General features: G+C 63.7%; 28 protein-coding genes. 17 read left to right on the top strand and 11 right to left on the bottom strand.

All coding sequences use genetic code 11. The annotated features are described in order from the left end of the window. Window positions 1-5 precede the first annotated feature (5 nt). Both HAH_RS02875 and HAH_RS02870 read right to left on the bottom strand, forming a co-directional pair. Window positions 6-230 carry a hypothetical protein gene (locus HAH_RS02875; protein ID WP_004963975.1) on the bottom strand — a complete coding sequence of 75 codons (225 nt, stop codon included), beginning with the start codon at window positions 228-230 and terminating at the stop codon, window positions 6-8. Window positions 231-279: 49 nt separating this feature from the next. Beyond that, entirely contained in the window at window positions 280-1,530 is a 1,251-nt protein-coding gene (locus HAH_RS02870; protein ID WP_014039558.1) for an NAD(P)/FAD-dependent oxidoreductase, read from the bottom strand. A gap of 131 nt (window positions 1,531-1,661) precedes the next feature. On the opposite strand from HAH_RS02870, the gene HAH_RS02865 reads away from it, so the two are divergent. Next, window positions 1,662-2,270: a DUF6149 family protein gene (locus HAH_RS02865; protein ID WP_044951676.1), complete on the top strand. Its 609-nt coding sequence runs from the start codon at window positions 1,662-1,664 to the stop codon at window positions 2,268-2,270. A 105-nt stretch (window positions 2,271-2,375) separates the two neighbouring features. Here the strand turns inward: HAH_RS02865 and HAH_RS02860 are convergent, their stop codons facing one another. Together HAH_RS02860 and HAH_RS02855 are read right to left on the bottom strand one after the other, a co-directional pair. Next, entirely contained in the window at window positions 2,376-3,737 is a 1,362-nt protein-coding gene (locus HAH_RS02860) for an NAD(P)/FAD-dependent oxidoreductase (protein WP_014039556.1), read from the bottom strand. A gap of 11 nt (window positions 3,738-3,748) precedes the next feature. Beyond that, window positions 3,749-5,980, bottom strand: coding sequence for a sensor histidine kinase (locus tag HAH_RS02855; protein ID WP_014039555.1), 2,232 nt, complete (start codon window positions 5,978-5,980; stop codon window positions 3,749-3,751). A gap of 123 nt (window positions 5,981-6,103) precedes the next feature. Between HAH_RS02855 and HAH_RS02850 the strand changes: the two genes are divergently transcribed. Beyond that, on the top strand, window positions 6,104-6,979 hold the full coding sequence (locus HAH_RS02850; protein WP_014039554.1) for a homoserine kinase: 876 nt from the start codon (window positions 6,104-6,106) through the stop codon (window positions 6,977-6,979). Between the two features lie 45 nt (window positions 6,980-7,024). On the opposite strand, the gene HAH_RS02845 is transcribed toward HAH_RS02850, so the two are convergent. Continuing rightward, window positions 7,025-7,477, bottom strand: coding sequence for a peroxiredoxin (locus tag HAH_RS02845; protein WP_014039553.1), 453 nt, complete (start codon window positions 7,475-7,477; stop codon window positions 7,025-7,027). 104 nt (window positions 7,478-7,581) lie between these two features. Between HAH_RS02845 and HAH_RS02840 the strand changes: the two genes are divergently transcribed. The 9 genes from HAH_RS02840 to HAH_RS02800 all read left to right on the top strand — a co-directional run bounded on the left by HAH_RS02840 (window position 7,582) and on the right by HAH_RS02800 (window position 15,281). After that, window positions 7,582-8,232, top strand: coding sequence for an adenylate kinase (locus HAH_RS02840; RefSeq protein ID WP_014039552.1), 651 nt, complete (start codon window positions 7,582-7,584; stop codon window positions 8,230-8,232). 87 nt (window positions 8,233-8,319) lie between these two features. Beyond that, on the top strand, window positions 8,320-9,210 hold the full coding sequence (locus tag HAH_RS02835; protein WP_014039551.1) for a DUF106 domain-containing protein: 891 nt from the start codon (window positions 8,320-8,322) through the stop codon (window positions 9,208-9,210). Between the two features lie 45 nt (window positions 9,211-9,255). Next, window positions 9,256-9,834, top strand: coding sequence for a (d)CMP kinase (cmk, locus tag HAH_RS02830; protein WP_007189104.1), 579 nt, complete (start codon window positions 9,256-9,258; stop codon window positions 9,832-9,834). Between the two features lie 4 nt (window positions 9,835-9,838). Continuing rightward, complete coding sequence (locus HAH_RS02825) at window positions 9,839-10,729, top strand: RNA-guided pseudouridylation complex pseudouridine synthase subunit Cbf5 (protein ID WP_014039550.1); 891 nt, start codon at window positions 9,839-9,841, stop codon at window positions 10,727-10,729. 90 nt (window positions 10,730-10,819) lie between these two features. Further along, window positions 10,820-11,440, top strand: a complete 621-nt coding sequence (locus HAH_RS02820) for a hypothetical protein (protein ID WP_014039549.1) — start codon at window positions 10,820-10,822, stop codon at window positions 11,438-11,440. Between the two features lie 44 nt (window positions 11,441-11,484). Continuing rightward, complete coding sequence (locus tag HAH_RS02815; RefSeq protein WP_014039548.1) at window positions 11,485-11,676, top strand: DUF1328 family protein; 192 nt, start codon at window positions 11,485-11,487, stop codon at window positions 11,674-11,676. Window positions 11,677-11,751: 75 nt separating this feature from the next. Next, on the top strand, window positions 11,752-12,438 hold the full coding sequence (locus HAH_RS02810; RefSeq protein ID WP_014039547.1) for a nucleotide exchange factor GrpE: 687 nt from the start codon (window positions 11,752-11,754) through the stop codon (window positions 12,436-12,438). Between the two features lie 165 nt (window positions 12,439-12,603). Next, on the top strand, window positions 12,604-14,508 hold the full coding sequence (gene dnaK, locus HAH_RS02805; RefSeq protein WP_014039546.1) for a molecular chaperone DnaK: 1,905 nt from the start codon (window positions 12,604-12,606) through the stop codon (window positions 14,506-14,508). Between the two features lie 455 nt (window positions 14,509-14,963). Then, window positions 14,964-15,281, top strand: coding sequence for a DUF7344 domain-containing protein (locus tag HAH_RS02800; RefSeq protein WP_014039545.1), 318 nt, complete (start codon window positions 14,964-14,966; stop codon window positions 15,279-15,281). Window positions 15,282-15,318: 37 nt separating this feature from the next. On the opposite strand, the gene HAH_RS02795 is transcribed toward HAH_RS02800, so the two are convergent. Beyond that, window positions 15,319-16,032: a TrmB family transcriptional regulator gene (locus HAH_RS02795; RefSeq protein WP_233425846.1), complete on the bottom strand. Its 714-nt coding sequence runs from the start codon at window positions 16,030-16,032 to the stop codon at window positions 15,319-15,321. A 718-nt stretch (window positions 16,033-16,750) separates the two neighbouring features. Here HAH_RS02795 and HAH_RS02790 point away from each other — a divergent pair. Further along, complete coding sequence (locus HAH_RS02790; protein WP_014039543.1) at window positions 16,751-17,059, top strand: HalOD1 output domain-containing protein; 309 nt, start codon at window positions 16,751-16,753, stop codon at window positions 17,057-17,059. 86 nt (window positions 17,060-17,145) lie between these two features. On the opposite strand, the gene HAH_RS02785 is transcribed toward HAH_RS02790, so the two are convergent. Beyond that, entirely contained in the window at window positions 17,146-17,664 is a 519-nt protein-coding gene (locus tag HAH_RS02785; protein ID WP_014039542.1) for a hypothetical protein, read from the bottom strand. A 246-nt stretch (window positions 17,665-17,910) separates the two neighbouring features. On the opposite strand from HAH_RS02785, the gene dnaJ reads away from it, so the two are divergent. Further along, on the top strand, window positions 17,911-19,065 hold the full coding sequence (dnaJ, locus tag HAH_RS02780; RefSeq protein WP_014039541.1) for a molecular chaperone DnaJ: 1,155 nt from the start codon (window positions 17,911-17,913) through the stop codon (window positions 19,063-19,065). Here dnaJ and HAH_RS02775 read toward each other — a convergent pair whose 3' ends face one another. Continuing rightward, window positions 19,066-19,371 (bottom strand): MazG-like family protein, encoded by a 306-nt coding sequence (locus tag HAH_RS02775; protein ID WP_014039540.1) that lies wholly within the window; start codon window positions 19,369-19,371, stop codon window positions 19,066-19,068. 78 nt (window positions 19,372-19,449) lie between these two features. Between HAH_RS02775 and HAH_RS02770 the strand changes: the two genes are divergently transcribed. Continuing rightward, window positions 19,450-20,199: a hypothetical protein gene (locus HAH_RS02770; protein ID WP_044952150.1), complete on the top strand. Its 750-nt coding sequence runs from the start codon at window positions 19,450-19,452 to the stop codon at window positions 20,197-20,199. Between the two features lie 29 nt (window positions 20,200-20,228). Here the strand turns inward: HAH_RS02770 and HAH_RS02765 are convergent, their stop codons facing one another. Next, window positions 20,229-20,411 (bottom strand): DUF7333 family protein, encoded by a 183-nt coding sequence (locus tag HAH_RS02765; protein ID WP_014039538.1) that lies wholly within the window; start codon window positions 20,409-20,411, stop codon window positions 20,229-20,231. 47 nt (window positions 20,412-20,458) lie between these two features. Beyond that, window positions 20,459-21,208, bottom strand: a complete 750-nt coding sequence (locus HAH_RS02760) for a hypothetical protein (RefSeq protein ID WP_014039537.1) — start codon at window positions 21,206-21,208, stop codon at window positions 20,459-20,461. 127 nt (window positions 21,209-21,335) lie between these two features. On the opposite strand from HAH_RS02760, the gene HAH_RS02755 reads away from it, so the two are divergent. Further along, window positions 21,336-22,004 (top strand): halocyanin domain-containing protein, encoded by a 669-nt coding sequence (locus HAH_RS02755; protein WP_014039536.1) that lies wholly within the window; start codon window positions 21,336-21,338, stop codon window positions 22,002-22,004. 15 nt (window positions 22,005-22,019) lie between these two features. Here HAH_RS02755 and HAH_RS02750 read toward each other — a convergent pair whose 3' ends face one another. Next, window positions 22,020-22,550, bottom strand: coding sequence for a type II toxin-antitoxin system RatA family toxin (locus HAH_RS02750; RefSeq protein ID WP_014039535.1), 531 nt, complete (start codon window positions 22,548-22,550; stop codon window positions 22,020-22,022). A gap of 142 nt (window positions 22,551-22,692) precedes the next feature. Between HAH_RS02750 and HAH_RS02745 the strand changes: the two genes are divergently transcribed. Next, window positions 22,693-22,968 (top strand): MarR family transcriptional regulator, encoded by a 276-nt coding sequence (locus HAH_RS02745; protein WP_014039534.1) that lies wholly within the window; start codon window positions 22,693-22,695, stop codon window positions 22,966-22,968. A gap of 128 nt (window positions 22,969-23,096) precedes the next feature. After that, a complete protein-coding gene (locus HAH_RS02740; protein WP_014039533.1) occupies window positions 23,097-24,170 on the top strand; it encodes a tubulin/FtsZ family protein in 1,074 nt (357 codons plus the stop codon). Window positions 24,171-24,201: the final 31 nt, after the last annotated feature.

Raw genomic sequence — 24,201 nt, 5'->3', positions numbered from 1 at the left:
GGCAGTTATTCGCGGTGCTGGTCCGTCTGTGTGAGCCGGTCGGCCTCCGCTTGGACCGCCGCCATCTCGCTGGCGGCCCGTGGGTCGCCCTGACCGTGCCCCTGATTGACCGACGCATCGAGCCGCGAGCCGGCGAAGCCGCCGCTCTCGTCGCCCGTTTTGTCTGCCTCACCCGACCGGTCGCTGCGGCGGCTGAGCCAAGCAACGACGCGGGAGAGGGCGTTGCGCATACGCATCGCTAACGTCCGCAGCGCTGAAAAAGATCGGTGTCGGCGAGCCTTATTCGGCCGGTGCGGGCGTCTGTGCCTTGACTTCTTCGAGGTCCACTTCCTTCTCCAGCAGCAGTTCCTTCTTGTCGGCGACCTGCCGCTCTTCGCGGATGAGCTGTTTGAACGCCGACTGCTGTGAGAGGTCGCCGATCAGCACGCCGCCGATGAGCTGTCCGTCCTCGAAGGCGAGACGCCGCCACTCGCTGTCGGAGTACTTCCGTTCGGCCTCGTCGTCGCCGCGGGTCGGGTGCCCGAAGGAGAGGAACGGGAAGTCGAAGTGCGTGATGGAGTACGAGGAGACCCAGCGGAACTCCTTCTCCTCGGCGTCTGCGACCATGTTCGTCCCGGCGACCGACCCCTGTTCCTTGGCCGAGCCCCACGCGCCGTTTTGCGCCTGGGAGTCGAGGATGGTGTCGTAGAACTTGGTGAGGTCGCCCGCGGCGTAGATGTCCTCGACGTTGGTCTGCATGTACTCGTCGACGACGACGCCGTCGTCGAGTTCGAGCCCCGTTCCGTTGAGGAACTCGGTGTTGAAATCGAGGCCGATAGCGACGCCGGCCCACTCGCCGTCGTAGTGGTTGCCGTCGGGGTCGACGGCACCGGTGACGTGGCCGTCGTCGTCGACTTCGAAGTGGTCGACGCCGGACTCGAAGACGGGTTCGACGCCGTTCTCTTCGAGGGCCTCGTGGATGATCTCCGCGCCGTCCTCCGAGAGCGCGTAGCGCCACCAGCGGTTGCCACGCATCAGGTACTTCGCGTCGATTTCCTGAGCGGCACAGACCGCCGCGAGGTCGATGCCGAGCAGGCCCGCCCCGACGATGATGCCCTGATCGGACTCATCAGCGTGCTCGCGGATGCCACGCGCGTCCTGGAACGTCCAGAAGTGGTGGATGCCGTCGGCGTCGCTGTTCTCGACCGGTAGCTGTGCTGGCGTCCCGCCCGTGGCCACCAGCAGCTTGTCGTACTCGTAGGTGTCCCCCTTGTGGGTGTGGATCTCGTGAGCGTCGGGATCGATGTCCGTTACGTGGGTGTTCAGCTGCAGGTCGATGTCACGCTCGTCGTACCACTCCGGCTCGTGAATGGAGATCGGCGCTTCCGGCAGCTTCCCCTTGGCGAACTCCTTGATGAGGATCCGGTTATACAGTGCCTCCCCCTCGTCGGTCAGGACTGTGACCGACGCGTCCGGGTCCGCTTCCCGGATTGTCTCGGCTGCGGACGCACCCGCGATGCCGTCACCGATGATTACGTGCGACGTGCTCATGTACGGCCGATACGAAATCGGGCTTAATGTGGATTGCTATCTGCGTATCGTTTGCGATATTGCGCGGAACACCGCGAAGGACGCCGATAGTCGAGGATTTGAAGGCGCTGGGGCCCGTATCGGTGATCGAAATGAAAATATACCAGAACCCGCGCCACTGGGCGAGCAAGAAGGCGCTGACCACGCCCGGCGTCCGGTCGGTGGCCAACTACGGGCTGGTGAAACTCCACACCAAAATCTTCCTCGGGAAGGCCGACGAGGCCCACCGGGAGGAGCGGCGTGACCACCTCGACGACTTCTTCGACGCCACGATGGACACCTACGTGGCCACGCTCCAGGCAGATTACTCGGAGGCCGAGGCCCGGGAGATAACCCACATCCAGGCGAACTTCGACTTCTACAACCACGGCTGGACGGAGATGATGGAGTTCCCGGCCGACGAACTCGAAGCCCACTACGAGCGGTACGCGGACTTCTTCGACGCCCACGACATCACCATCGACGACCCGCTCGGGACGTTCCGGCCGGCCGGCGGCGTCACCGACGCGCCGTCGACGCCAGAGCGACTGGACGAGCCGGAACACCCCCACGCCGTCGGTGGCTTTGCTGACGACGTCTACGTCGAAACCGAGGACGGCGAGATGGTCGTCGGTGGCGGCCGCGAGGAACCGGACGACGTGAGCCCGACCGACGCGCCGGTCATCGACGAGGACGACGTGGAAAGCGCGGCCGGCGACTGAGCTAGACGGCGGTCGGAGGCCTGTTTTTCGCTGTATCAGCCGTAATCAGAAGGGGCAGCCAACATATGGCCGGAGCGTAGGATATCGACTCGGGCAGCAAAGCCCTCAGCGTTGGGCTTCCGAAAGCGGCGAATCGTCGATTTTCGTCGCCGCAGACGGGTCGCGTGCGATGCGGTCGGCGCATTCGAAGCCCGCGACGATACCGCCGTTGAGCGAGCGCTCCGGGTACTGGGCACGTGAGGCCATCCCGGCGTAGTAGAGGCCGTCCGCGACGGCGTCGCTCAGGTCGTACGGGATGACCATGTCGAGATACCCGCGTTCGTAGACCGGCGCAGTCCGTGGATTGCGCCCTGTTCGAACCCAGTTGACGGCGTCGCGGTCGAAATCAGGGAAGAGCGATTCGATGCCCTGCAGCCACGTCTCGGCGACCTCGTCGTCGCTCTGTTGCCAGATGGCTTCGGATTCGTCCTGAATGTAGCGGGCGACGTACAGGAGATGTTCGCCGCCGTACCGCTCCGCGGAGACGAAGTTGGTGTGCTCGATGAGCGCGCCGAAAGGGGCGGTGTCGGCGATGTTCAGCCAGTACGTATCCAGCAGGGGTTCGTCCATGCTGATGACCGAACACACCGTCCCCTGGAAATCGATGTCACAGGTGTAGCCGGTCAGGTCTTCCAGCACGGTCGGCATCGTCGCGACGACAACGCTGTCGACTTCGTGAACCGTCGTCTCGGTTCCGTCCGTGGCCGTCAACGACGAGACGGCCCCGCCGCTCGTGTCGACCTCGGACACGCGTGTGCCCGTCACGATGCTATCGCGGCCGACGGCGTCGACCAGCGCGTCGAGCAGGCGACCGAATCCGCCGTCGAAGTAGCCCAGAATCTCGCCGTTCAGGATGTCCCGCTCGCCGCGGAATTTGACTCGGCCGAGTAGCCACGCGGCGCTCACGTCGTCTTTCCGGTCGCCGAACTTCGCATCGAGCAGCGGCTCGAAAAAGTTCTCGTAGACGCCCCGGGTAGTGTGGTCGACGACGAACTCCTCGATGGGCACGTCCTCGAAGTCCTCTAAGCGTTCGTAGGTGTCGAACGACGGGATGCCGCCGCGAACGTCGATGTCGAGGACGAGCATCCCCAGCCGGAACGTGTCGTACAGCGAGAGATGCGGGTACGAGAGGATCTCCCAGGGCTTGTCCATGGGGTGGACGACGCCGTCGACGTAGTAGGCGTTCTCCCCGATGTGCCACTCGACCGCGTCACCGAGGCCCAGGTCCTCGGCGAGTTCGACGATGGTTTCCTCGGATTTCGAGAGGTGGTGATAGAACTTCTCGATGGGGTCCCCGGCCGTCTCGTAGGTCGCTGCCAGGCCGCCCAGATCCTCGCTCGCTTCGAACACACGGACCTCGTGGCCGCGTTGCTGGAGCCGGTACGCTGCCGAGAGGCCGGCGATACCGCCACCGACGACGCCAATCATACCCCGACCTATCAGCGGTCGTGGGATTTAGTTTGCGCTTCGGTCGCCGCCGTCTCCGTGTCGTCGGGTCCGAAGTCATCTTCCGCCTCATCACCCGTCACCGCCTGCTGGAATTCGAGGATCGCGACGGTCCCCGTCGGGTGGTTGTCCTCGAACCAGAGCGTCCCGCCGTACAGGTCCATCATGACCGAGACGAAGTAGAGGCCGAAGCCGCCAGCGGTCTGGTCGGGCGAGAGCCCGCGTTCGAACACCGTCGTCTTCAGTTCGTCGCTCATTCCGGGGCCGTCGTCGGCGATACGGACCTGCAGCCAGTCGCTGGCCTGCTGGACCGAGACGGTCACTTGCGGGGTGTCAGCGTTGTTGTGGTCGACCGCGTTCCGGAGGATGCTCAGGAGGACCTCTTCGAGCAGTTCGTTCGCCTGCACGCTGTAGTCTCCGTCCAGTTCACAGGAGATCGATACCGAATCGTACTCGACCCGGAGCGACTCAATCGAGCGACGGAGTGTGGCGTTGAGGTCGACGGCGTCCAACCGCTCAGCTTCGCTCGCCGTCACGGTGTTGTTGATATCCCGGATCGTTTCGCTCATCTCCGTGAGCTTCCCACACCAGTTGCTGATGCTGTCGAGATGCCGTCGTTTCGACCGCGGCACGTCGGTTCTGATGTGCTCCGCGCGGCCGCGGATGACGACCATCGCGTTGTGCAGCGAGTGTCTGAGGACGCCGTTGAAGAACTCGATCTGCTCGCGGCGTCGCTGGACAGAACTGCGGCTCTGGCGGAGTTCGCGCTCGCGTTCCACCTGGTCGAGGGCGACCTGCGTCGTCTGTGCCAGAATCGCGGCGTATCGCCTGTCCTCCGTGGCGAGGGTGCTGTCGTGGGACGTAATCGCCATCACGCCGTGGGAGCCAAGCGGCAGCATCAGCGCGTTGTCCAGTGGGTCGAGTCCGTCCTTATCGAGCGAGACGGCCTGTATCTCACCGGTTTCGTATGTCTTCCAGAGCTTGCTTTCGGGCTCGTCCGTCGGCGAGGCGTACAGCAGTTCGTCCTCGACGTGTTCCGCAATCGATTCGCTAATGACGGCCGGTTCGAGGATGCCGTCGTCTTCGAGGAACACGCCCGCCGCGTTCTGGTCGAGGACGGCCGTCGCGAACTCGACAGCCATCTCCGCGACCGCCTCGGCGGTCTCGGCCTCGATAAACTGCTGGGTCGCGGCCTGTAACGCTTCGAGTCGGTCCTGGCGGCGCTGCTGGCCGGTCACGTCCCTGAGAACGACGAGCCGACCGCGTTCCGTCCCGGACTGGTCGGTGAGGCTCGTCGTCTGTGGGTTGTAGTACGTGAACGAATCTCCGAACGAGAACACCTCGCCACGCTCGATGTGGTCAACGAGCCCCGGGACGAGGTCGTCAAGCAACTCTCCGTCGGGGTCCGGCTGATCCAGTGCGCTGGCCGCCGCGGCGTTGTAATCAATGATGACACAGTCGTCGTTGAGAGCGATGACCGGGTCGGGGAGGTTGTCGACGAGGGTGTCACCCGACAGCGTCGTCACAGACAGCGACTCGTCCTTGAACAGTACCCAGCCGACGAGCACCGCGTTGAGCGAGAACGCTACCGGCGTGAAGTCGATGGCCGGGTGCGGCGTGTAGCCGAAATCATACAGCACAGCGACGAATATCGGAAGGCCGGTTCCGATAATGATCGCCGCTGTCTGTCGCCGATAGACGTTCTGCGACCGGAACAAGAACTCAATCAGGAGTGCGTATCCGAGCAGTAACAGCCCGTAACTGACGGCGAGAAGTACCGCGAACGTGGGACCACGCTGGATGGCGACCAGCGTCGTACCGAGCTGAGTGACAGGCACGGCCGCCACTTCGACGAGGTCGTGTGCCTGGTCCGTCAGCAGTAACAGCACGTCCGCGTTCACCACGAGAAACAGCGGGACGAGAGACGATGGCCGAAGCCACGACTGTCGGCCGGTGTAGACGAGCGCGAAGACGACCCAGAGCCCGATGACCTGCATAGCGGCGGTTCGCGACAGCAGGTACACTGTCCTGACAGCGGCGGGGTCCGAAACTAGTATCTGCCATATCGAGAGAGCACACCAGCAGCCCCCAGCGACCGCGAGCCAGCCGTACTGGCGAGCGCCGGGGACATCCTGGTTTCGGGCGGCGACGACAGCGATTGCGAAACCGATGAGCGCCCCACCCGCGTTCCCGAGGATGGCGACCGTGGCGATGTCGACATCCATATCGATACCTATTCCAACGTCAGGTTTCCCTGTATTATGCCTTTGGGCCGCGTTCTCAGTACTGCGAAACGGCCACAGTGTCGGTTCGCTACCTTTTTGCCTACACTGCTGAAATTCGCAGGCATGCTGACAGTCCGGGCGCCGGCTACCAGTGCGAACCTCGGGAGCGGCTTCGACGTGTTCGGCGTCGCACTGGAGCGTCCGGCCGACGTCGTCCGTCTGGAGAAGGCCGACCGGGTCACCATCGAAATGACTGGCGCTGGCAGCCAGTATATCCCGGAGGACCCCGACAAAAACACCGTCGGCGCGGTCGCCGAGGCGCTCGATGCGCCGGCACGCATTCAGATAGACAAGGGGGTCCGTCCCGCATCGGGGCTGGGCTCCTCCGCGGCCAGCGCCGCCGCGGCGGCCGTCGGGCTGAACGAACTGTACGACCGCGGCTACTCCCGCGAGGAACTGGTCCCAATCGCCGCCAAGGGCGAGGCCGTCGTCTCCGGGGACGCCCACGACGACAACGTGGCCCCCTCCATCATGGGCGGGTTCACCATCGCGACCGAGAAGGGCGTCACGCAGGTCGATGCCGACATCCCCCTCGTCGCCTGTCTCCCCGACATCGTCGTTTCCACGCGGGACGCGCGCAACGTCGTCCCCGAGACCGCCCGCGTCGATCAGATGGTAGAGACGGTCGGCAACGCCGCGTCGCTGACGACGGGGATGCACCGCGACGACCCCGAACTCGTCGGTCAGGGGATGCACGACACCGTGGTGACGCCGGCCCGCGCGAAACTCATCGACGGCTACGAACAGGTCCGCGAGGCCGCGCTGACGGCCGGTGCGACCGGTGTCACCATCTCCGGGGCTGGTCCGACGGTTATCGCCGCCTGTGCCGAGGAAGACCGGCGGAAAATCGCGAGCACGATGCTCGACGCCTTCGGCGACTGCGGCGTCGATGCCCGCGTGTACCAGACCCGAATCGGCGGCGGCGCTGAAGTGTTCTGAGACTGGTGGTCGGTATGCTGTCGCGGCAAAACAGGCTACAGCCGTCTATCCACCCTGGACGTACTCGTTGCGAACGTCGTGGAGCACTTCCTCGGCGTGGCCCTCGGGGTTCGAGGGGGCTGGGTCGTAGACGGACTTCACTTCGCCGTCGGCCAGCACGAACGTCCGGCGGTCCGTCCGGCCACCACTGGTGTCCAGGCCGAACGCTTCGGCCACGGCCCCGTCGGGGTCGGCCAGCAGGTCGTACAGCAGGCCCTCCTCCTCGGCGAACTCGTCGTGGGTCGCCACGTCGTCCATTGAGACGCCGTAGACGGTGATACCGCCCTCGCGGAACTGCGGGAGGTGTTCCTGGAAGTCGCGGGCTTCGATGGTACAGCCGCCGGTGAAGTCCTCGGGGTAAAAATACACGACCGTGGGCTCCTCGAAGTCGGGCGAGACGGGTTCGCCGAACTGGTTCTGGGTGCTGACCTTGGGCGCTGGCGCTCCGGGTTCGAGCATACCGTCGGTTGGTCAGCGGGGCCTACACACCTTTGGGTGGCGGCAGCACGACCCGACGGCAGGATTTGGACAACCATTTAACTGACCCCTTGGAAACCGTTCCTATGTCGAATCCGCGAATCCTGATTCTCGGGCCGCCGGGAGCCGGCAAAGGGACCCAGAGCGCCAACCTCGCCGAAGAGTACGGCGTCGAACACATCACGACCGGTGACGCGCTCCGGGCGAACAAGGACATGGACATCAGCGACATGGACACCGAGTACGACACGCCCCGCGAATACATGGAAGCGGGCGACCTCGTGCCGGACGCGGTGGTCAACGCTATCGTCGACGAAGCGCTGTCCCAGGCCGACGGGTTCGTACTCGACGGCTACCCGCGCAATCTCGAACAGGCCGAGGAGCTGGAAGGGATGACCGACCTCGACGTGATTCTCTCGCTCGATGTCTCGCGAGAGGAGCTGGTCGACCGGCTCACGGGCCGGCGGGTCTGTGACGACTGCGGAACGAACTACCACGTCGAGTTCAATCAGCCCGAAGAGGACGGTGTCTGTGACGACTGTGGCGGCGACCTCATCCAGCGCGACGACGACAACGAGGAGTCCGTCCGCAACCGACTGGACGTGTTCGACGACAACACCGCACCGGTCATCGACCACTACGGGGACCACGACGGCTTCGTCGCCGTCGATGGCGAACAGACACCCGACGAGGTCTGGAACGATATTCAGGACGCCGTCGACGCACAGACGGCCTGAGACGCGACGGAACCGCCGTTCGAGGCCGATATCGTCGAGACAGTCAGAGTAAAACGTTGATATGCCGTCGCACCTCAAGCACACACAATGGCACGTACCGCGCCGAAGGTAGAACGACTCGCCGAAGACGGCGAGGCAATGACTGATGCGCTCTCGACGGTACTCGCTGCGGCCGAAGAGAACGGGACCGTTACCTGGAGCGACGTGAGCGACGACCTCACGAGCGGCGAGTGGGGCCGGCTCATCGAATCCGGCCTGCTCATCGACGCCGACGGCGAGGGGTTCGTCATCGACGATCCCGAGGGCGTCCGCGAGGCGCTTGAAGAGTCCGACGCCGAGCCCAGCGACGATGACGACGACAGCGGCTGGTCGAAGTGGGACAAGCTCGCCGGCCTCGGGACGCTCGGCCTGTTTGCAGGCTACTCGATGACCTCGGTCCGTGACGTTATCGCAGGCGGGGTCATCGACATTGTCCTCGGGCCGCTCAACGATATGCTTCCCTTTTATGTCGTCATCCTGGTGCTTGCGATCATCACCGGCACCACCTCGACGATTCTCCAGGACAACCTCATGGATATGTCGGGGATGGGCGACCATCAGGAGAAGATGGAGGACCTGAAAGAGCGCCGCAAAGCCGCGAAGGAACGCGACGACCAAGAGGCGCTTGACCGTCTGGAAGAGGAGCAGATGGAGCTGATGACCGACCAGATGGGGATGTTCAAACAGCAGTTCCGCCCGATGGTGTGGATCATGCTGGTCAACATTCCGCTGTTCCTCTGGCTCTACTGGATCGTCTTCGGAGCCGGCGTCGACGCGAGCCCGGTGATTACGCTCCCCATCTTCGGCGAGGTCGAAGCGTGGAGCAACAGCGTCGCCGGCCCAGTCCAGGCGTGGATTGTCTGGTACTTCCTGTGCTCGCTGTCGTTCACCCAGATCATCCGGAAGGCGCTCAACGTCGAGACGACGCCGACCGGGTAGGCGCGAAGAGACAGCCCTTTCTATCGGGGCCCCCCGAACACCTCTATGTTGATTACCGTCTCCGGCCCGGCCGGCAGCGGCAAGAGCACGCTTGCCAAGAGCCTGGCCGACGCCCTGAGCTACGAGCACGTCAGCGGCGGCGATATCTTCCGCTCGCTGGCCGAAGAGCGCGGGATGACGCCGCTCGAACTGAACAAAGCCGCCGAGGAGGACGATCAGATCGACCGCGATCTGGACCGCCGGCTCCGGGATATCGCCGCCGAGCGCGACGACCTCGTACTGGAGTCCCGTCTCGCCGGCTGGATGGCGGGCGAGTACGCCGACATGAAACTGTGGCTGACCGCGCCGCTCGATGTGCGCGCCGACCGCATCGCGACACGGGAGAACAAGCCCTTCGAACAGGCAAAGACCGAAACCCGGGAGCGTGGCGACAGCGAGGCCCAGCGCTACAGCGACTACTACGACATCGACTTCGACGACCTCTCTATCTACGACCTGTCGGTCAACACCGCTCGCTGGGACCCACAGGGAGTCCTGAGCGTGACCCTCCACGCTGTCGAATCATACAGCCCCGATGGCGACGAGGGGAAGGCACCGGTCGAGAACGTCCGGTACGAGTTCTGAGCCGATGACACTCCGTGCCCCGCCCGGCGAACGGGACCTCGATTCGCTTCGCTCGTTCGGCGTCGTCAACCTCGACAAGCCACCGGGACCCTCGGCCCACCAGGTGGCGGCCTGGATCCGCAACGCCACCGACCAGGACCGGGTCGCCCACGGCGGGACCCTCGATCCGAAGGTGACCGGCTGTCTCCCCGTGTTGCTCGGCGACGCCGCCCGGATGGCGCAGGTGTTCGACGACGCCGTCAAGGAGTACGTGACGGTGCTCGAACTCCACGACCAGGCCCCCGCCGACATCGCGGATATCGTCGCCGAGTTCGAGACCGAGGTCTACCAGAAGCCGCCCCGGAAGAGCGCGGTCAAGCGCCAACTGCGCGCGCGGCGGATTCACTCGCTGGACATCCTCGAACAGGGCGAGCGTCGGCTGCTCCTGCGCGTCCGGTGCGCTTCGGGCACGTACATCCGGAAACTGTGTCACGATATCGGGCTGGCGGCGGGGACCGGCGCACACATGGGCGATCTCCGCCGGACGGCGACCGGTACCTTCGACGACGCGTCGCTGTCGACGATGCACGACCTCGTCGACGCGCTAGCGTTTGCCGACGAGGGTGACGAGGGGAAACTCCGCGAGATTGTCCAGCCGGCGGAGCGCGCGCTGGTCCACCTGCCGCGGGTCACGATTGCACCGAGTGCTGCTCGGGAAGTCGAAGACGGTGCGCCGGTGTATGCGCCGGGTGTCATCGAAACTGGGCCGGCCGAAGCCGGCGACGCGACGCCCGAGACGGGTTCGCAGGTTGTCTGTGTCACGCCCGACGGCGCTGCGGTCTGTCTGGGAACGCTCGTCGGCGACCCGGACGCCGACAGCGGCCTCGTTGTCGAACTCGACCGCGTGCTGGTGTAGGTCGTCGTTCCGGGGCCAACGTCGATAATTCCGGGTCAGGGACTCATGAGCCGCGGGAAAAGCTAAGAACGCTTCACGCATAGTACTAGTATGGACCGATGGGTCGACCCCGACGAGGCCGACCCGGCGCAGTGGCGTGGAACGGGACCGTACGACGACCTGCGCCGGGGCGAGGAGACGGTCTCAGTGCTCGAACGCGCAAGTCGGACGCCACTGCCGTATCAGTACGAGATCGATATCCACCATGACGACGACGTCGCCGAGCAGTTCCGGTCCAGCGAATACAAACACGCACGTATCGTCTACAACAGCGGTGTTGACGCCAACCGACGGATCAAGCTCCTTACCCGCGGAGTGCTGTGGGGTGGCGACGAACTACACCAGCGGTTTCAGGCGCAGTACCGTCGACCGCCGCCACCCACTGAGACCGTTCCGTTCGGTGAGTATACCGTCTGGACCCGGTACCAGTACGGGACCATCGAGCGAACAGACGACGGACTAACGTTCACTGAGAGCGAGGCGAACCCGGACGAATCGCTCCGGGAACTCGACTGGGCGACCCTTTTCGACCCGGTCCGGGAACGGCTCGCAGAGTTGGAACTGGTTCGGAACCCCTCCTTCGCGAAATACCGCTTGAAAGAACTCGGTGAGTGGACTGCCTATCGAACGCGGTTCCAGTACGACCCCGGCGCGTTCGCCATCGGTCCCTGATTAGGGGATCTATAATAAATCAGGATGGGGTGGTACACAACGGCATGAAGCACCTACTAACTGCGGTCCCGCTTCAGCCCGGTGGCGGGTTCCTCGAACTGGCGCTGCTGTTTCTCGTCCTCGCCGTCGTTGCTGGGCTGGCCGGCCTGGGGGGCGTGGCGGGGCTCAGCATGCGAATAGCGAAGATACTCGTCGTCGTGTTCCTCGTCCTGATGGTCGTTAGCTTCCTCCTGTGACGCCGGCTTCGGTGGGTAGTGTCACCGCCACACCGTTTCTGAATCCTTTTATCCATGTGACGACTTCTATCGGGTATGACCGAGCAGGACGCAGCCGACGACACGGCCGCGACGGAGGAGTCGACCGCGAGCGAGGCGCAAGCGGACGGCAACGTCGACGCGGATTTCGAAGACGCCCCCGAGGACGTCACCGCGGACGAGGTTGACCTGGGCGAGTTCGACGTCGACGACGATCTGGTCGACCGGGTCGCCGAATCGGACCCCGAAGACGTCGCTCGGGAACTCTCCGCACTGCGGACACGCGTAGACAGTCTCGAATCGCAGGTCGAACAGCAGGACGACGACATCGAGGAGCTAGAGGAGAAGCTCAAGCGCAAGCAAGCGGAGTTCCAGAACTACAAAAAGCGGATGGACAAGCGCCGCGAACAGGAACAGAAGCGCGCCACCGAAGACCTCGTGACGCGGCTGCTCGACGTTCGGGACAATCTGGAGCGCGCGCTCGGACAGGACGAGGACACCGATATCAGAGGCGGGGTCGAGTCCACGCTCCGGCAGCTTGACGACGTGCTCGACGCCGAGAACGTCGAGGTCATCGACCCCGAGCCCGGCGGAGACGTCGACCCGACACAGCATCAGGTGCTCGCCCGCGTCGACAGCGACCAGCCGGACGGAGCCATCGCCGATGTCCACCGGCCGGGCTACGAGATGGCCGACAAAGTGCTACGCGAGGCACAGGTCACCGTCAGCGAGAGCGAGGAGTAGCGGGCGACCACGATGGTATAGCGGTCGTATTGCGGTACATTAAATAATCACCGGTCAGGGAACGCCACCGAGTATAAAACCGCCCGGAGGAGGCCCCTTTGTCCGTTTTTCCGGTCAGTACATCTAGCAACTTTTAACCGGCGCAATCCGCTATGAGCGGGTAAGATGGCGAGCAACAAGATTCTGGGTATCGACCTTGGGACCACGAACAGCGCGTTCGCGGTCATGGAAGGTGGCGACCCCGAAATCATTGTCAACGGCGAAGGCGAGCGGACGACACCCTCTGTCGTCGCGTTCGACGACGGCGAGCGACTCGTCGGGAAACCGGCGAAGAACCAGGCGGTAAAGAACCCCGACGAGACCATCCAGTCGATCAAGCGCCACATGGGCGAGGACGACTACTCGGTCGAACTGGACGGGGAGGAGTACACGCCGGAGCAGGTCTCGGCGATGATCTTGCAGAAGATCAAACACGACGCCGAGGAGTACCTCGGCGACGAGATCGAGAAGGCCGTCATTACCGTCCCGGCGTACTTCAACGACCGACAGCGCCAGGCGACCAAGGACGCCGGGGAGATCGCCGGCTTCGAGGTCGAGCGCATCGTCAACGAGCCGACCGCGGCCGCGATGGCCTACGGCCTCGACGACGAGTCCGACCAGACCGTCCTCGTGTACGACCTCGGGGGCGGCACCTTCGACGTCTCCATCCTCGATCTCGGTGGGGGCGTCTACGAGGTTGTCGCCACGAACGGGGACAACGACCTCGGTGGCGACGACTGGGACCACGCCATCATCGACTACCTCGCAGACGAGTTCGAGGCTGAACACGGCATCGACCTGCGCGACGACCGGCAGGCCCTCCAGCGGCTGACCGAAGCCGCCGAGGAAGCCAAGATAGAACTCTCCTCGCGCAAGGAAACTCGCATCAACCTCCCGTTCATCGCGACCACGGACGACGGGCCGCTGGACCTCGAACAGAAGGTCACGCGCGCGAAGTTCGAGTCCCTTACCGAGGACCTCATCGAGCGCACCGTCGGGCCGACGGAGCAGGCGCTTGCTGACGCGGACTACACAAAGAGCGACATCGACGAGGTCATCCTCGTCGGCGGTTCGACGCGGATGCCCCAGGTGCAAGACCAGGTCGAAGAGATGACTGGGCAGGAGCCGAAGAAGAACGTCAACCCCGACGAGGCCGTCGCGCTGGGCGCGGCCATTCAGGCCGGCGTCCTCTCGGGCGACGTGGACGACATCGTCCTGCTCGACGTGACGCCGCTATCGCTGGGTGTCGAGGTCAAGGGTGGTCTGTTCGAGCGGCTCATCGACAAGAACACGACCATCCCGACCGAGGAATCGAAGATCTTCACGACCGCCCAAGACAACCAGACGCAGGTCCAGATCCGCGTCTTCCAGGGCGAGCGTGAGATCGCCGAGGAGAACGAACTGCTCGGCGCGTTCGCGCTCTCCGGCATCCCGCCAGCCCCCGCGGGCACGCCCCAGATCGAGGTGTCGTTCAACATCGACGAGAACGGTATCGTCAACGTCGAAGCCGAAGACAAGGGCTCGGGCAACAAGGAGGACATCACCATCGAGGGCGGTGCCGGACTCTCCGACGAACAGATCGAGGAGATGCAACAGGAGGCCGAACAGCACGCCGAAGAAGACGAGCAGCGCCGCGAGCGCATCGAGGCCCGCAACGAGGCCGAGGCCTCGGTCCGCCGTGCCGAGACGCTCCTCGACGAGAACGAGGAGGAGATCGACGAGGACCTCCAGTCCGACATCGAGGCGAAAATCGAGGACGTCGAGGAAGTCCTCGAAGACGAGGACGCCACGAAGGAAGACTACGAGGAGGTCACCGAAACCCTGAGCGAGGAACTGCAGGAGATCGGCAAGCAGATGTACCAGGACCAGGCCCAGCAGGCCGCCGGCGGTGCCGCGGGCGCTGGTCCGGGCGGCGCAGCCGGGGCCGGCGGAGCCGCTGGGCCAGGTGGCGCAGCAGGCGGCGCTGCAGAGCAGGGCGAGGAGTACGTCGACGCCGACTTCGAAGACGTCGACGACGAGGACGAGGACTAACAGGACGAGGCCGAGTCGTCGGCTCGGAAGATGAGCGAAGCGATATCTTCCGGTGTTTCGAGACGTGAGCGGAGCGAACGTCTCGAAGACGATGACGAAGAATAAGTCGTTTTCACCAGCTCGTTAGACGTGTCTGGCGGGCTCGCAACGGTGAACGGCACATATTTTTTGAGTGCCGGAAGTGCTGAAGCTGAATCCACGGGTCTGGGGAGCGTTGTCGGATTCACGAAGCGGTCGGATTGGGTCAGTAGGAGTATCTGTTCAGTACATGGCTGCGTTCCATCATGTTGAGTTGACAATCGCTGTGAGCGGGCACATCGCTGTTCCGATCCTCCTAACCAAGGAATCGGAGTATTAGTAGGGATCGCCTAGCGCAGGTAACCCTGATAATCAAAACAGTATAAGATAATGAAAATAGCGCATATATATCAGATAGTCGAGCGTACGGCCGCACAGTGAGCAACCAGAAACAGATACAAGCGCAGCGGCTGAGCACCCACCTCGACGCGGTGCGACACGAAGACCGTCGGCAGATACTCTTAGCGATACGTGACACGGAGCGGTGGCGGCCGTCCATCTCGGAGTTCGACGGCGGTCGGACACCAGTGGGCGAGCCGGCAATCCCGGCGGACCTCTATCACCGGCATCTCCCGAAGTTAGCGGAGATAGGGCTCATCGAATGGGACCAGGAGACCCACTGGGTAACACGCGGCCCGGAGTACGAGCAGGTCCGGCCGCTCCTTGCGTTCCTCTTCGAGAACTACGACGAGTGAGAGATAGGGAGCGCAAAATCCCGAACTGCGTTGTTCGCTAATCCTGTTCGAGTGGCGTCATTTCCACGACGCCCTGCGAGAGGAGGCGGCGCGCGATGACGATGAGTCCGTTTCTGAGTCCGGTCGCGAAGATGGCTTGTTCGTTGCCGGTCTGCGGGTCGATTGAGCTGACGAGCATCGCTGACCGGTCGACGAGCAGGAGCCGCCCGACAGCAGCATCCTCCTGCGGGGTTATCTCGCCGCGGAGCCAGTCCAGTTCCGACAGGAACGCGGTGGCGCGTGGGATCTCCCGTTCCACGCGGTCCCGTATCGATGCGGACCCGCTACCGACGATAAGATCGATATCCGAGTCGATGGAATTGAGTTGCTCGATCAGTGGCTCGGTGAGGACCGCGTCGGAACCGATGACGAGGACCACTTCGTCAGTGGCCTCCTCGATGATTGCCGCGGCACGGTTCTCGATAGCGTCGGACCCGGAGAGCGACCAGACCTCCTGTAGCTCGGCCTCGTCGTCGTCGGACTCGATGCTTCCCATCTCGCGCAGCGCGGACTGGAGGCGTTCGACGCGCTCTTCGTACTGATCGCGGAGCGTTTCGGTGGCCTCGGAGAGCGGGACAGCCCGGAACTGCTGGGGGCTCGAATGCTGGACCTCGACCAGCCCCTTCGCTTCGAGAATCCGAACGGCGTCGTAGACGCGCGTTCTCGGAACCTCCGTTACCTCGCTCAATCCCTTCGCTGTACCGCTGGACATCCGAGAGAGTCCGACAAAACATTTCGCCTCGTACTCTTTCAGGCCCAACTCCTGGAGTAAACTTACTGCTTCTTCGTGTGTTGCATCAGATGTCATGTGTCCCAACCTTCATCTCGGTGGAAGCCGAGGATGTGTAGAGAGATGACGCCCACAGGTAAAAGACGTTGTTACTGTAACACTGTCGGCTCTCGTCTCAGTGAGCGGTGGTCGACGAACGATCCACGGTGTATCGTAACTGAATGGGCCTCTAGCCGTTGTAATCGGTGATGTGTGTCGACGTTGTTTCTACGCGACAGTTATATTTACTCAATTAATCACACAACTGTTATACATGGGTCCTGACTATGAGTAGTTGGCACGCAGCAATCTATGTGTCCCAACCACATCTGCTGCGTGCTACTTTCAAAAAGTCGGTCCGACAGGCTTTGAGCGATGTGTCCGGAACGTGATTCGGCCGAAGCGGATCGCTGTCAGATAGAACTCAGCAGTCATCTCGCTGCCCGTAACTTCACCGCCCGATGGAAACAGTTCACTCCGAAAAGCAAGTTCATCAGATAGCTATTGTATCAGCCTACGGTTATAAACTGTAACCAGTACTGTACATTCGCGGACACGTAACCGGTGTTCACTCGGGTATTAGGTAGCCGTATTATACATCACATATCCAACTGATGAATTGACAGTAGAATTAATATGATAGATAGACATATTTCCAGTAATGAGTGGGTCCGACAGGCGGCCCGACCGGACATCTGACGACCCGGACACCCTCCACGCGGAGTTCGACTGGGACGTTGTCTCACCGTCAGTCGCGGTGATGCAAACGGTCGCGATCGCGGCTGACCGAGAGGCCATAGAGCTATCGCCCCTCATCGAAACGCTCGATCCGGACGCGCTTGACGAGCTATTTGTCCATGCATCAGGTCCGGACAGAGCCGTCTCGCTCTCGTTTCAGCTGGACGACTACGCAGTGACCGTGACCGGAGCCGGGGACGTGTATGTCCGCACCGGGCCCGTCCGTTCGTGACCGTTTGCAGGACAGGCACACCACCGATGGCGGCCGGTGACGCTTCCCGGAGACGCTATACGGACCCGCCCGTGAGGTGCAAACAGTCAGCCAGTCTCGTTACCGAGCGTCACTGTGTCGAGCGTCGTCGTCCGCTCGCCCGGCGCACCGAGTGGGCGGCCGGTCCAGCGAACCGCAATCGTATCGCCGCTGTCGAGGAAGAAGCCGACGGAGACGTCGCCGTCAAGGTAGTTACCGTCACCGTCTGAGTCCACGCGCGGGTCGTCAAGAACGATTGTATCGTCAGATTCGACGGGTAGCTGGTCCGCCTCAGCCCACGTCAGCGTGGTCGAGCGGTTCCGGTCGGCATCAGTGACGACGAGCGCCAGCGCGTGCGTGCTGGTGTCCGTGAGTCTGTCCCCGCCAGCGTGGGTAAGCGTGACCGCCCCTGCCTCGGCGTCGAACTGGCCGTCGATGGTGACCGACGGGGACGCCGTCCGCAGGTCCGCGCCGGGGCCGACGACGAGTGCGGCCAGCCCGACGACGGCCAGCGCCGCGAGCCCCCAGACTGCGACTCGCTCGACCGTGACGAGACCCCGGTGACCACGCGACGACTCAGGATTCATTGCCCGAATCCTCCCCCGGCACGGAAATAAGCGCCCCGGTACGGTCCGAACGCTGGAGTCGTTAGTTGAATGTTCGAGGACCCGTTCAATTGGACCACGGTAAAGAGCTATAGTAGCCATTGAACAGCAATGCACACCTGATCGCACGACAGCAGTGTGATCAGTGTGTAAGCAGTACAGTCAAACACTACTAGTCGGCAACCCGTTCTTTTGAAGTAGCTCAATCGTCTAAGCCTCGTACAACGAATGAGTCAGGATTTCTACGAGATACTCGGTGTCTCTCGGGACGCCTCCGAAGACGAGATCAAGGAGGCCTATCGAGAGAAAGCCCGGGAATACCACCCGGACGTGAGCGACGACCCCGACGCCGAGGAGAAGTTCAAGAAAGCCAAGAAAGCCAAGGAGGTCCTTACCGACGAGGAGAAGCGCCAGATGTACGACCAGATGGGCCACGAGCGCTTCGAGCAGGCCGAGAAGCGCGGCGGCGCTGGCGGTGGCGGCGGCCGCGGCGGCATGGGCGGGGACCCGTTCGGCGGCGGCGCTGGCGGCTTCGATATGCAGGATATCTTCGACCAGTTCTTCGGTGGCGGTGGCCGCGGTGGGCGCGGTGGCAGCCGACGGCGGCAGGGCCAGGACCTCCAGACGCGACTGGAAATCGACCTCGAAGAGGCGTACAACGGCGCGACAAAGCAGCTGAACGTCACCCGGCCGGAAGCCTGCGACGACTGTGACGGGGCCGGGCATCCGCCGGGGGCCGACTCGGAGACCTGCCCGGAGTGTAACGGGCAGGGCCAGACGACGCAGGTCCAGCAGACGCCGATGGGCCGGGTTCAGCAGCGGACGACTTGCCGCCGGTGTGACGGCGAGGGAACGCTGTACGACGAGACGTGTTCGACCTGTCGGGGCAACGGCGTCGTCCAGAACGACGCGAGCCTCGAAGTCGAGATCCCGGCCGGCATCGCCAACGGGCAGACGCTCCGGATGGAGCGCGAGGGCGCGCCCGGGGAGCACGGCGGCCCGAACGGCGACCTGCTCATCGAGGTGAGCGTCCGCGACCATCCGGACTTCGAGCGCGACGGCGACGACCTGCAACACCAGCAGGCCATCTCGTTCCCGCAGGCCGTCTTCGGCGACACCATCACTGTCCCGACGCTGGACGGCGAAGTCGAAGTCGACGTGCCCAGCGGGACCCAGAGCGGCGAGGTGTTCCGACTGGAGGGCAAAGGAATGCCGCGACTCCGCCGACGCGGCAAGGGTGACCTCTACGTACAGGTGCAGGTCGTCACGCCCGACAGCCTCAACGCCGAACAGAAGGAGGCCCTCGAACAGTTCGCGGAGGCCGGTGGCGAGGAGGTCGACGTCGAGGAAGGCTTCTTCGAGAAACTGAAGAACTCGCTGTAGTCAGTCGCCGCTCGCCGGCGTCCCGTCTGAGCCGGACTGACCCTCGTACTTCGCAAGCGCCGTCGAGAGCGCGGCGTCGGCATCGACATCGAGTTGTTCACACAGCGCGAGCAGCGCGAACAGGGCGTCGCCGAGTTCCTCCTCCCGTATCGACAGCGCCGTCGAGTCGGTACCGTAGCCGGTCGTTTCGTTGACTTCGGCCGCGATGTCACCGAGTTCAGCCACCACGTCGAGCAGCCGGTGGGCGGGCGGTGTGTCGAAGTCATTGTATCCGAGTACGTCGGCGACTTGTTGTTGTCTTTTCATTTCTAGAGCGTGGAGGAGGCCACTTATATCGGCTTTGTGGCCGCGCTGTTTTTCATCGGCGGGGCCGAACGACGACACATGCAGGTACTCGGTGACCTTGTCGCGCAGGCCCGCGACCGCGACGGCGTTCTCTTTCGCTCGCCGGAGCGGTCGACACCGTACAGCTACTCCGATTTCGCCACGAACGCCTGGAAAGGAGGAAATCTGCTGCGACACTACGGCGTCCGGCACGGGACGCGGGTTGCCGTCGTCGTCGGCCCGAAAGAGCCAACTGACGAGGACCAGCCGGGCTACCTTCGGGACGGGCCGGACGCGCTGCTTGCCTTCCTCGCGGCCGCGCTCGATGGCGCGGTCGTGGATATGGACCCGCCGAATGCGGTCGATGCGACGGCGCTTATCGCACCAGCGGCGTGGCTCGACCGCTACACGCAGGGGCCAGGGACGAAGGGATTAGCATACGGCGGCCCAGTCGATGATCCCACCATCGCCCAGTTCGAGCGGGAGCTGTGGAGCGAGAACCCGCTCCAGCCGCCGGGCGAAGTCGCGCCCGAGGACAACGTGCTGGCGGCCGACAGAACGTACACGCACGGCGAGCTCATGGCCGAAAGCGGTCGTGTCGTCGCAGACTACGATATCGGCGCGGAGACGACTGTCGCGCTCCGGGCACCGATGACGACGGCGGGGGCAATCGTCGCCGGACTGCTTGCGCCGATGCGGGCCGGCGCGACGGTGGTGTTCGGTGGCGACGAGACTGGGGATATCGCTGTTGCTGACGGGGATGCGCCGGAAGAAACCGTTGTTCGGCCAGACGACACGACGCCGTCGTAGCTCCTTTTAATCGTCCGCTACGGGGCCGTTTAGCGAGTCGCGCGGTACTCGCCGTGTTTGACGCCGAGCGCTAGAATTAGCGCGAAGACGACTATCTGCCCGACACTGACGGGAAGTGCGATACTCGAAGGCATTCCCATGAACGAGCCACTCACCATTACCCCGACAAGGACGAGAAAGGCGATTGCAGTCTTTGTCGTATCGAATTCCATAACAGCCGATCATTGGAGCCCGGGTCGTCTAAACGTTGGCTTTGCGGTTACTCTGTCGGGCGGACGAAGTCCGCAAGCGTCACCAGTAGGCCGAGCACCCACCCCAGCGGGATAGAGATGCCGAGCCAGATGATGACGTAGGCGATACCTTCCCGGTCGAAGTTCTCGATAAAGAACTCAGCGACGCCGACGGAGGCCAGCACCTCGTAGAGGAACCACCGGGACAACGAGTCGCTCGCGGGAATGACGACGGAGGCGACGGTCGTCGAGTACAGCGCTGCGACGACCGGCGGCAGGAAAATGGCCGTCATAGCGAACGGATATGCCAGCGCGACCGTCGTCCCACGGCCGCCGACCCGCCGGAACGTGACCGCGAGCGCGCTCGATAGCGTCGCAACGCCGCCGGCGACAACCACGGCGGTGAACCCACCCGACACGAGGTCGATACTCCCCGGTTCGAGTCGCGCGAGAGCCGCCAGGCCACCCCAGGCGACGACGGAGAGTAGAACGACGCCGACGACGCCCAGGCGGGTCGCCGTGCCGTCGATGCGACGGGTCTGGTAGCGCAGGACGACGCCACACAGTACCAGCGGATACACCAGCGCGATGACTGGGACCCCGAGCGCAGACCAGAGGCGATAGAGGGCCAACCCGACCGAGGAGTCCGGCGTCCACGTCCCGAGGACGGTGTCGTTAGCGTTTCGCTGACGTGGATACACGAGTTCCATCCACGTTTCGTGTAATCTATTGAGGTCGATACGGATCCCGCCGACGACCCCGTGGCTTCCGGTAGACATACCGGTGGTTTCGTTCTACCGGCGTTAAATGTTTCACGGCAGCCGTGGCAGTTGTGATATGCTGTGAAGAGTACTGCCCCGATTCGAAACCGACATATTCAGGACGGGGAGTCACAAACGGTCAGGTATGACAGACGGTAGAGCGGACGTGTCCCGTCGGGGCTTCCTGCGGACGGCGGCAGGGGCCACGGCTGCGTCGGCCGCAGCAGGCACCGCGACCGCACAGGAAGGCACCGAGGGCGGCGACGGCGGTGGAGGCGGCGGCGAGCCGGACTACGGCGGTTTCCTGGACCAGGTAGGGAACTTCGACGGGTCGACCGTCGACGCAACCGGACAGGACACAGCGACGGTGGAGGTCGGCGTGCAGGCCAACGGCGGAGCCTTCGGCTTCGGCCCGCCCGCAATTCACGTCGACAACGGCGCGACCGTCCAGTTCGAGTGGACAGGTAACGGCGGCGGCCACAACGTCGTCTCGGACGGCGACGGGCCGCTGGACTCCGGTAGCGCTGTCTCAAGCGCCGGCGTCAACTACGAGCACACCTTCGAGGAGGACGGCATCTACCCCTACGTCTGCGTGCCACACGAGAGCCTCGGCATGAAGGGGGCCGTCGTCGTCGGGACGGACTACCCAGCGAAGTCCTCCGGCGGCGGTGGTGGTAGTGGGAGCTCCGGCCCGCCGGAAGTGCCAAACAGCGCGAAAACGCTCGGCGTCGCAACCTCGTTCGTGATGGTCGCGACGCTCGGACTCGCGTACTTCTTCATCCGGTACGGCGGCGACTACGAGACGCCCGAGTAACGCTCCGTCGCCGCGTTACACCGAATCCGGACCGGCGTGAATCTCCAGATCGACGTCCCGTTCCTGCCCTTCGAGGTCCTCGACGACACGTTCGACGATTTTGGTCGCCTCTTTGCGGATGAGCGGCTTGACTTTCTCGATGACCCAGTCCATCGAAACGAGTCTGGGGAGGTCGACGGCATTGTCCGAGGCCGACCCGGGGTCGAACGCAACGTGAAACCGCACCCGTGACGCCGTCTCCACGTCCGCCGGGACGCCGTCCGGGTCAGGCTCGACTGCCCAGTACCCTTCGGCGTCGATGTCTTTGACGATCCGCCAGTCGATACGCGTCGGCGGCGAAACGTCAGTCACCGCCGACCGAGCGGTGTAGGAGAGCTTCCACCACGAGAACACGAGGTCGTAGTTCGTCCCCGGCGAGCCGTCGCCGTCCTGTACCACGCGATCGAGATACTCCGAGTATCGCGCGTAGCCCGGAAAGTCCAACAGAAACTCGTAGACCTCTTCGGGTGGGACGTACACGACCGTGCTGACCTCGACTTCGTCCACGTCTGTGACACCGGATGTACTGAAGGTAAACTTTCGGGCATCGAACCCCGGCCGTGGCCGCGCTTTTTGCCGAAACATTTCCACAGAGCATAATTACGAACAGAAAATATTATCACTCTGTATTGGATATGGTGACAGTACCATGAGTGCATCCGATATCCAGTCCGCTGATACCGACAGCGAGCACGAGACCAGCGGGTGGGACGCCGTCCGCGATCTCCCGCCGAGCGCGAAACTCGTCGCGAAAGTCCTGGAGTACAACGAGACTCTGACTCAGAGCCAACTCGCCGAGGAGACGCTGCTGCCACCGCGGACGGTCCGGTACGCACTCTCCCGCCTCGAAGATGTCGGCGTTATCGACTCCCGGTTTTCCTTCGCCGACGCGCGAAAACGGATCTACACGCTGCAGGTCGAGTAGCCACCCGACACGACTCACGTCGAGTAATCGAACCCTGTATTCCGCGCCAAGAACCGTTTTACCGCTCCTTGTCGCCCGTTGACAGTGTGAGGACAACGTTGATTAGTCAGCCTCACAAGACATCTGGTATGAAAGTCGTCCTGATTGGTGTCGGGCAGGCTGGCGGGAAAGTAACCCAGTCGCTTGCCCAGTTCGATTACGACATGGGGTTCGACGCTGTCCGGGGGGCCCTCGCCGTTAATACGGCGCGAGCCGACCTCCAGGACCTCGATATCGACACGGCCCTCATCGGACAGGACCGCGTGAAAGGTCACGGCGTCGGCGGTGACAACGAACTCGGGGCCCAGATTATGCAGGAGAACGCCACCGAGGTGCTCGACGAACTCGACGGGCGCATCACGACCGAGGCCGAGGCCATCGTCGTCGTCGCCGGACTCGGCGGTGGCACTGGCTCCGGCGGCGCACCGATGCTCGCCCGCGAACTCAAGCGCATCTACGAGAAGCCGGTGTACGTCCTCGGCATCCTCCCCGGCCGGGACGAAGGCGGTCTGTACCAGGCAAACGCCGGTCGCTCGCTCAAGACCGCCGCCCGCGAGGCCGATTCCCTCCTCCTCGTCGACAACGACGCCTGGCGGGGCAGCGGCGACAGCGTCGCTGCCGGGTTTGAACGCGTCAACGACGCTATCTCCCAGCGCGTCGGCCTGCTGTTTGCCTCCGGCGAGGCTGTCGAGGGAGTCGGTGAGAGCGTCGTCGACTCCTCGGAGATCATCAACACGCTCAGGGGCGGCGGTATCGCCTCCATCGGCTACGCCAGCGCCGAGGCCAGCGAGGACGCCGGTGAGAACGTCAACACCATCACCAGCGTCACCCGGAAAGCCCTCCTCACGAGCATGAGCCTGCCCAACGCGGTCAAGGCCGACTCGGCCCTCCTCGTCGTCGCGGGCGACCCCGAACGCCTCTCGCGGAAGGGCGTCGAACGAGCGCGCCGCTGGGTGGAAGACCAGACCGGGAGCATGGAGGTCCGGGGCGGGGACTTCCCGCTCGGCTCCGACAAAATCGCGTCGCTCATCGTCCTTTCGGGCGTCGAACGGTCCGAACGGGTCGACGAGTTCATGAAGCGCGCCCGCGAGGCGGCCGACTCCCAGGGCGGGACGACCGACCCGGACGAGTTCACAAACGACAAACTGGACGGACTGTTCTAAACTGTTTTCGGCGCAGATACCGGAATTACTC

This window comes from Haloarcula hispanica ATCC 33960, from assembly GCF_000223905.1.
GTDB lineage: Archaea > Halobacteriota > Halobacteria > Halobacteriales > Haloarculaceae > Haloarcula > Haloarcula hispanica.
The sequence above is the reverse complement of the archived record's forward strand: the minus strand, read 5'-3'. Positions and strand labels throughout refer to the sequence as shown.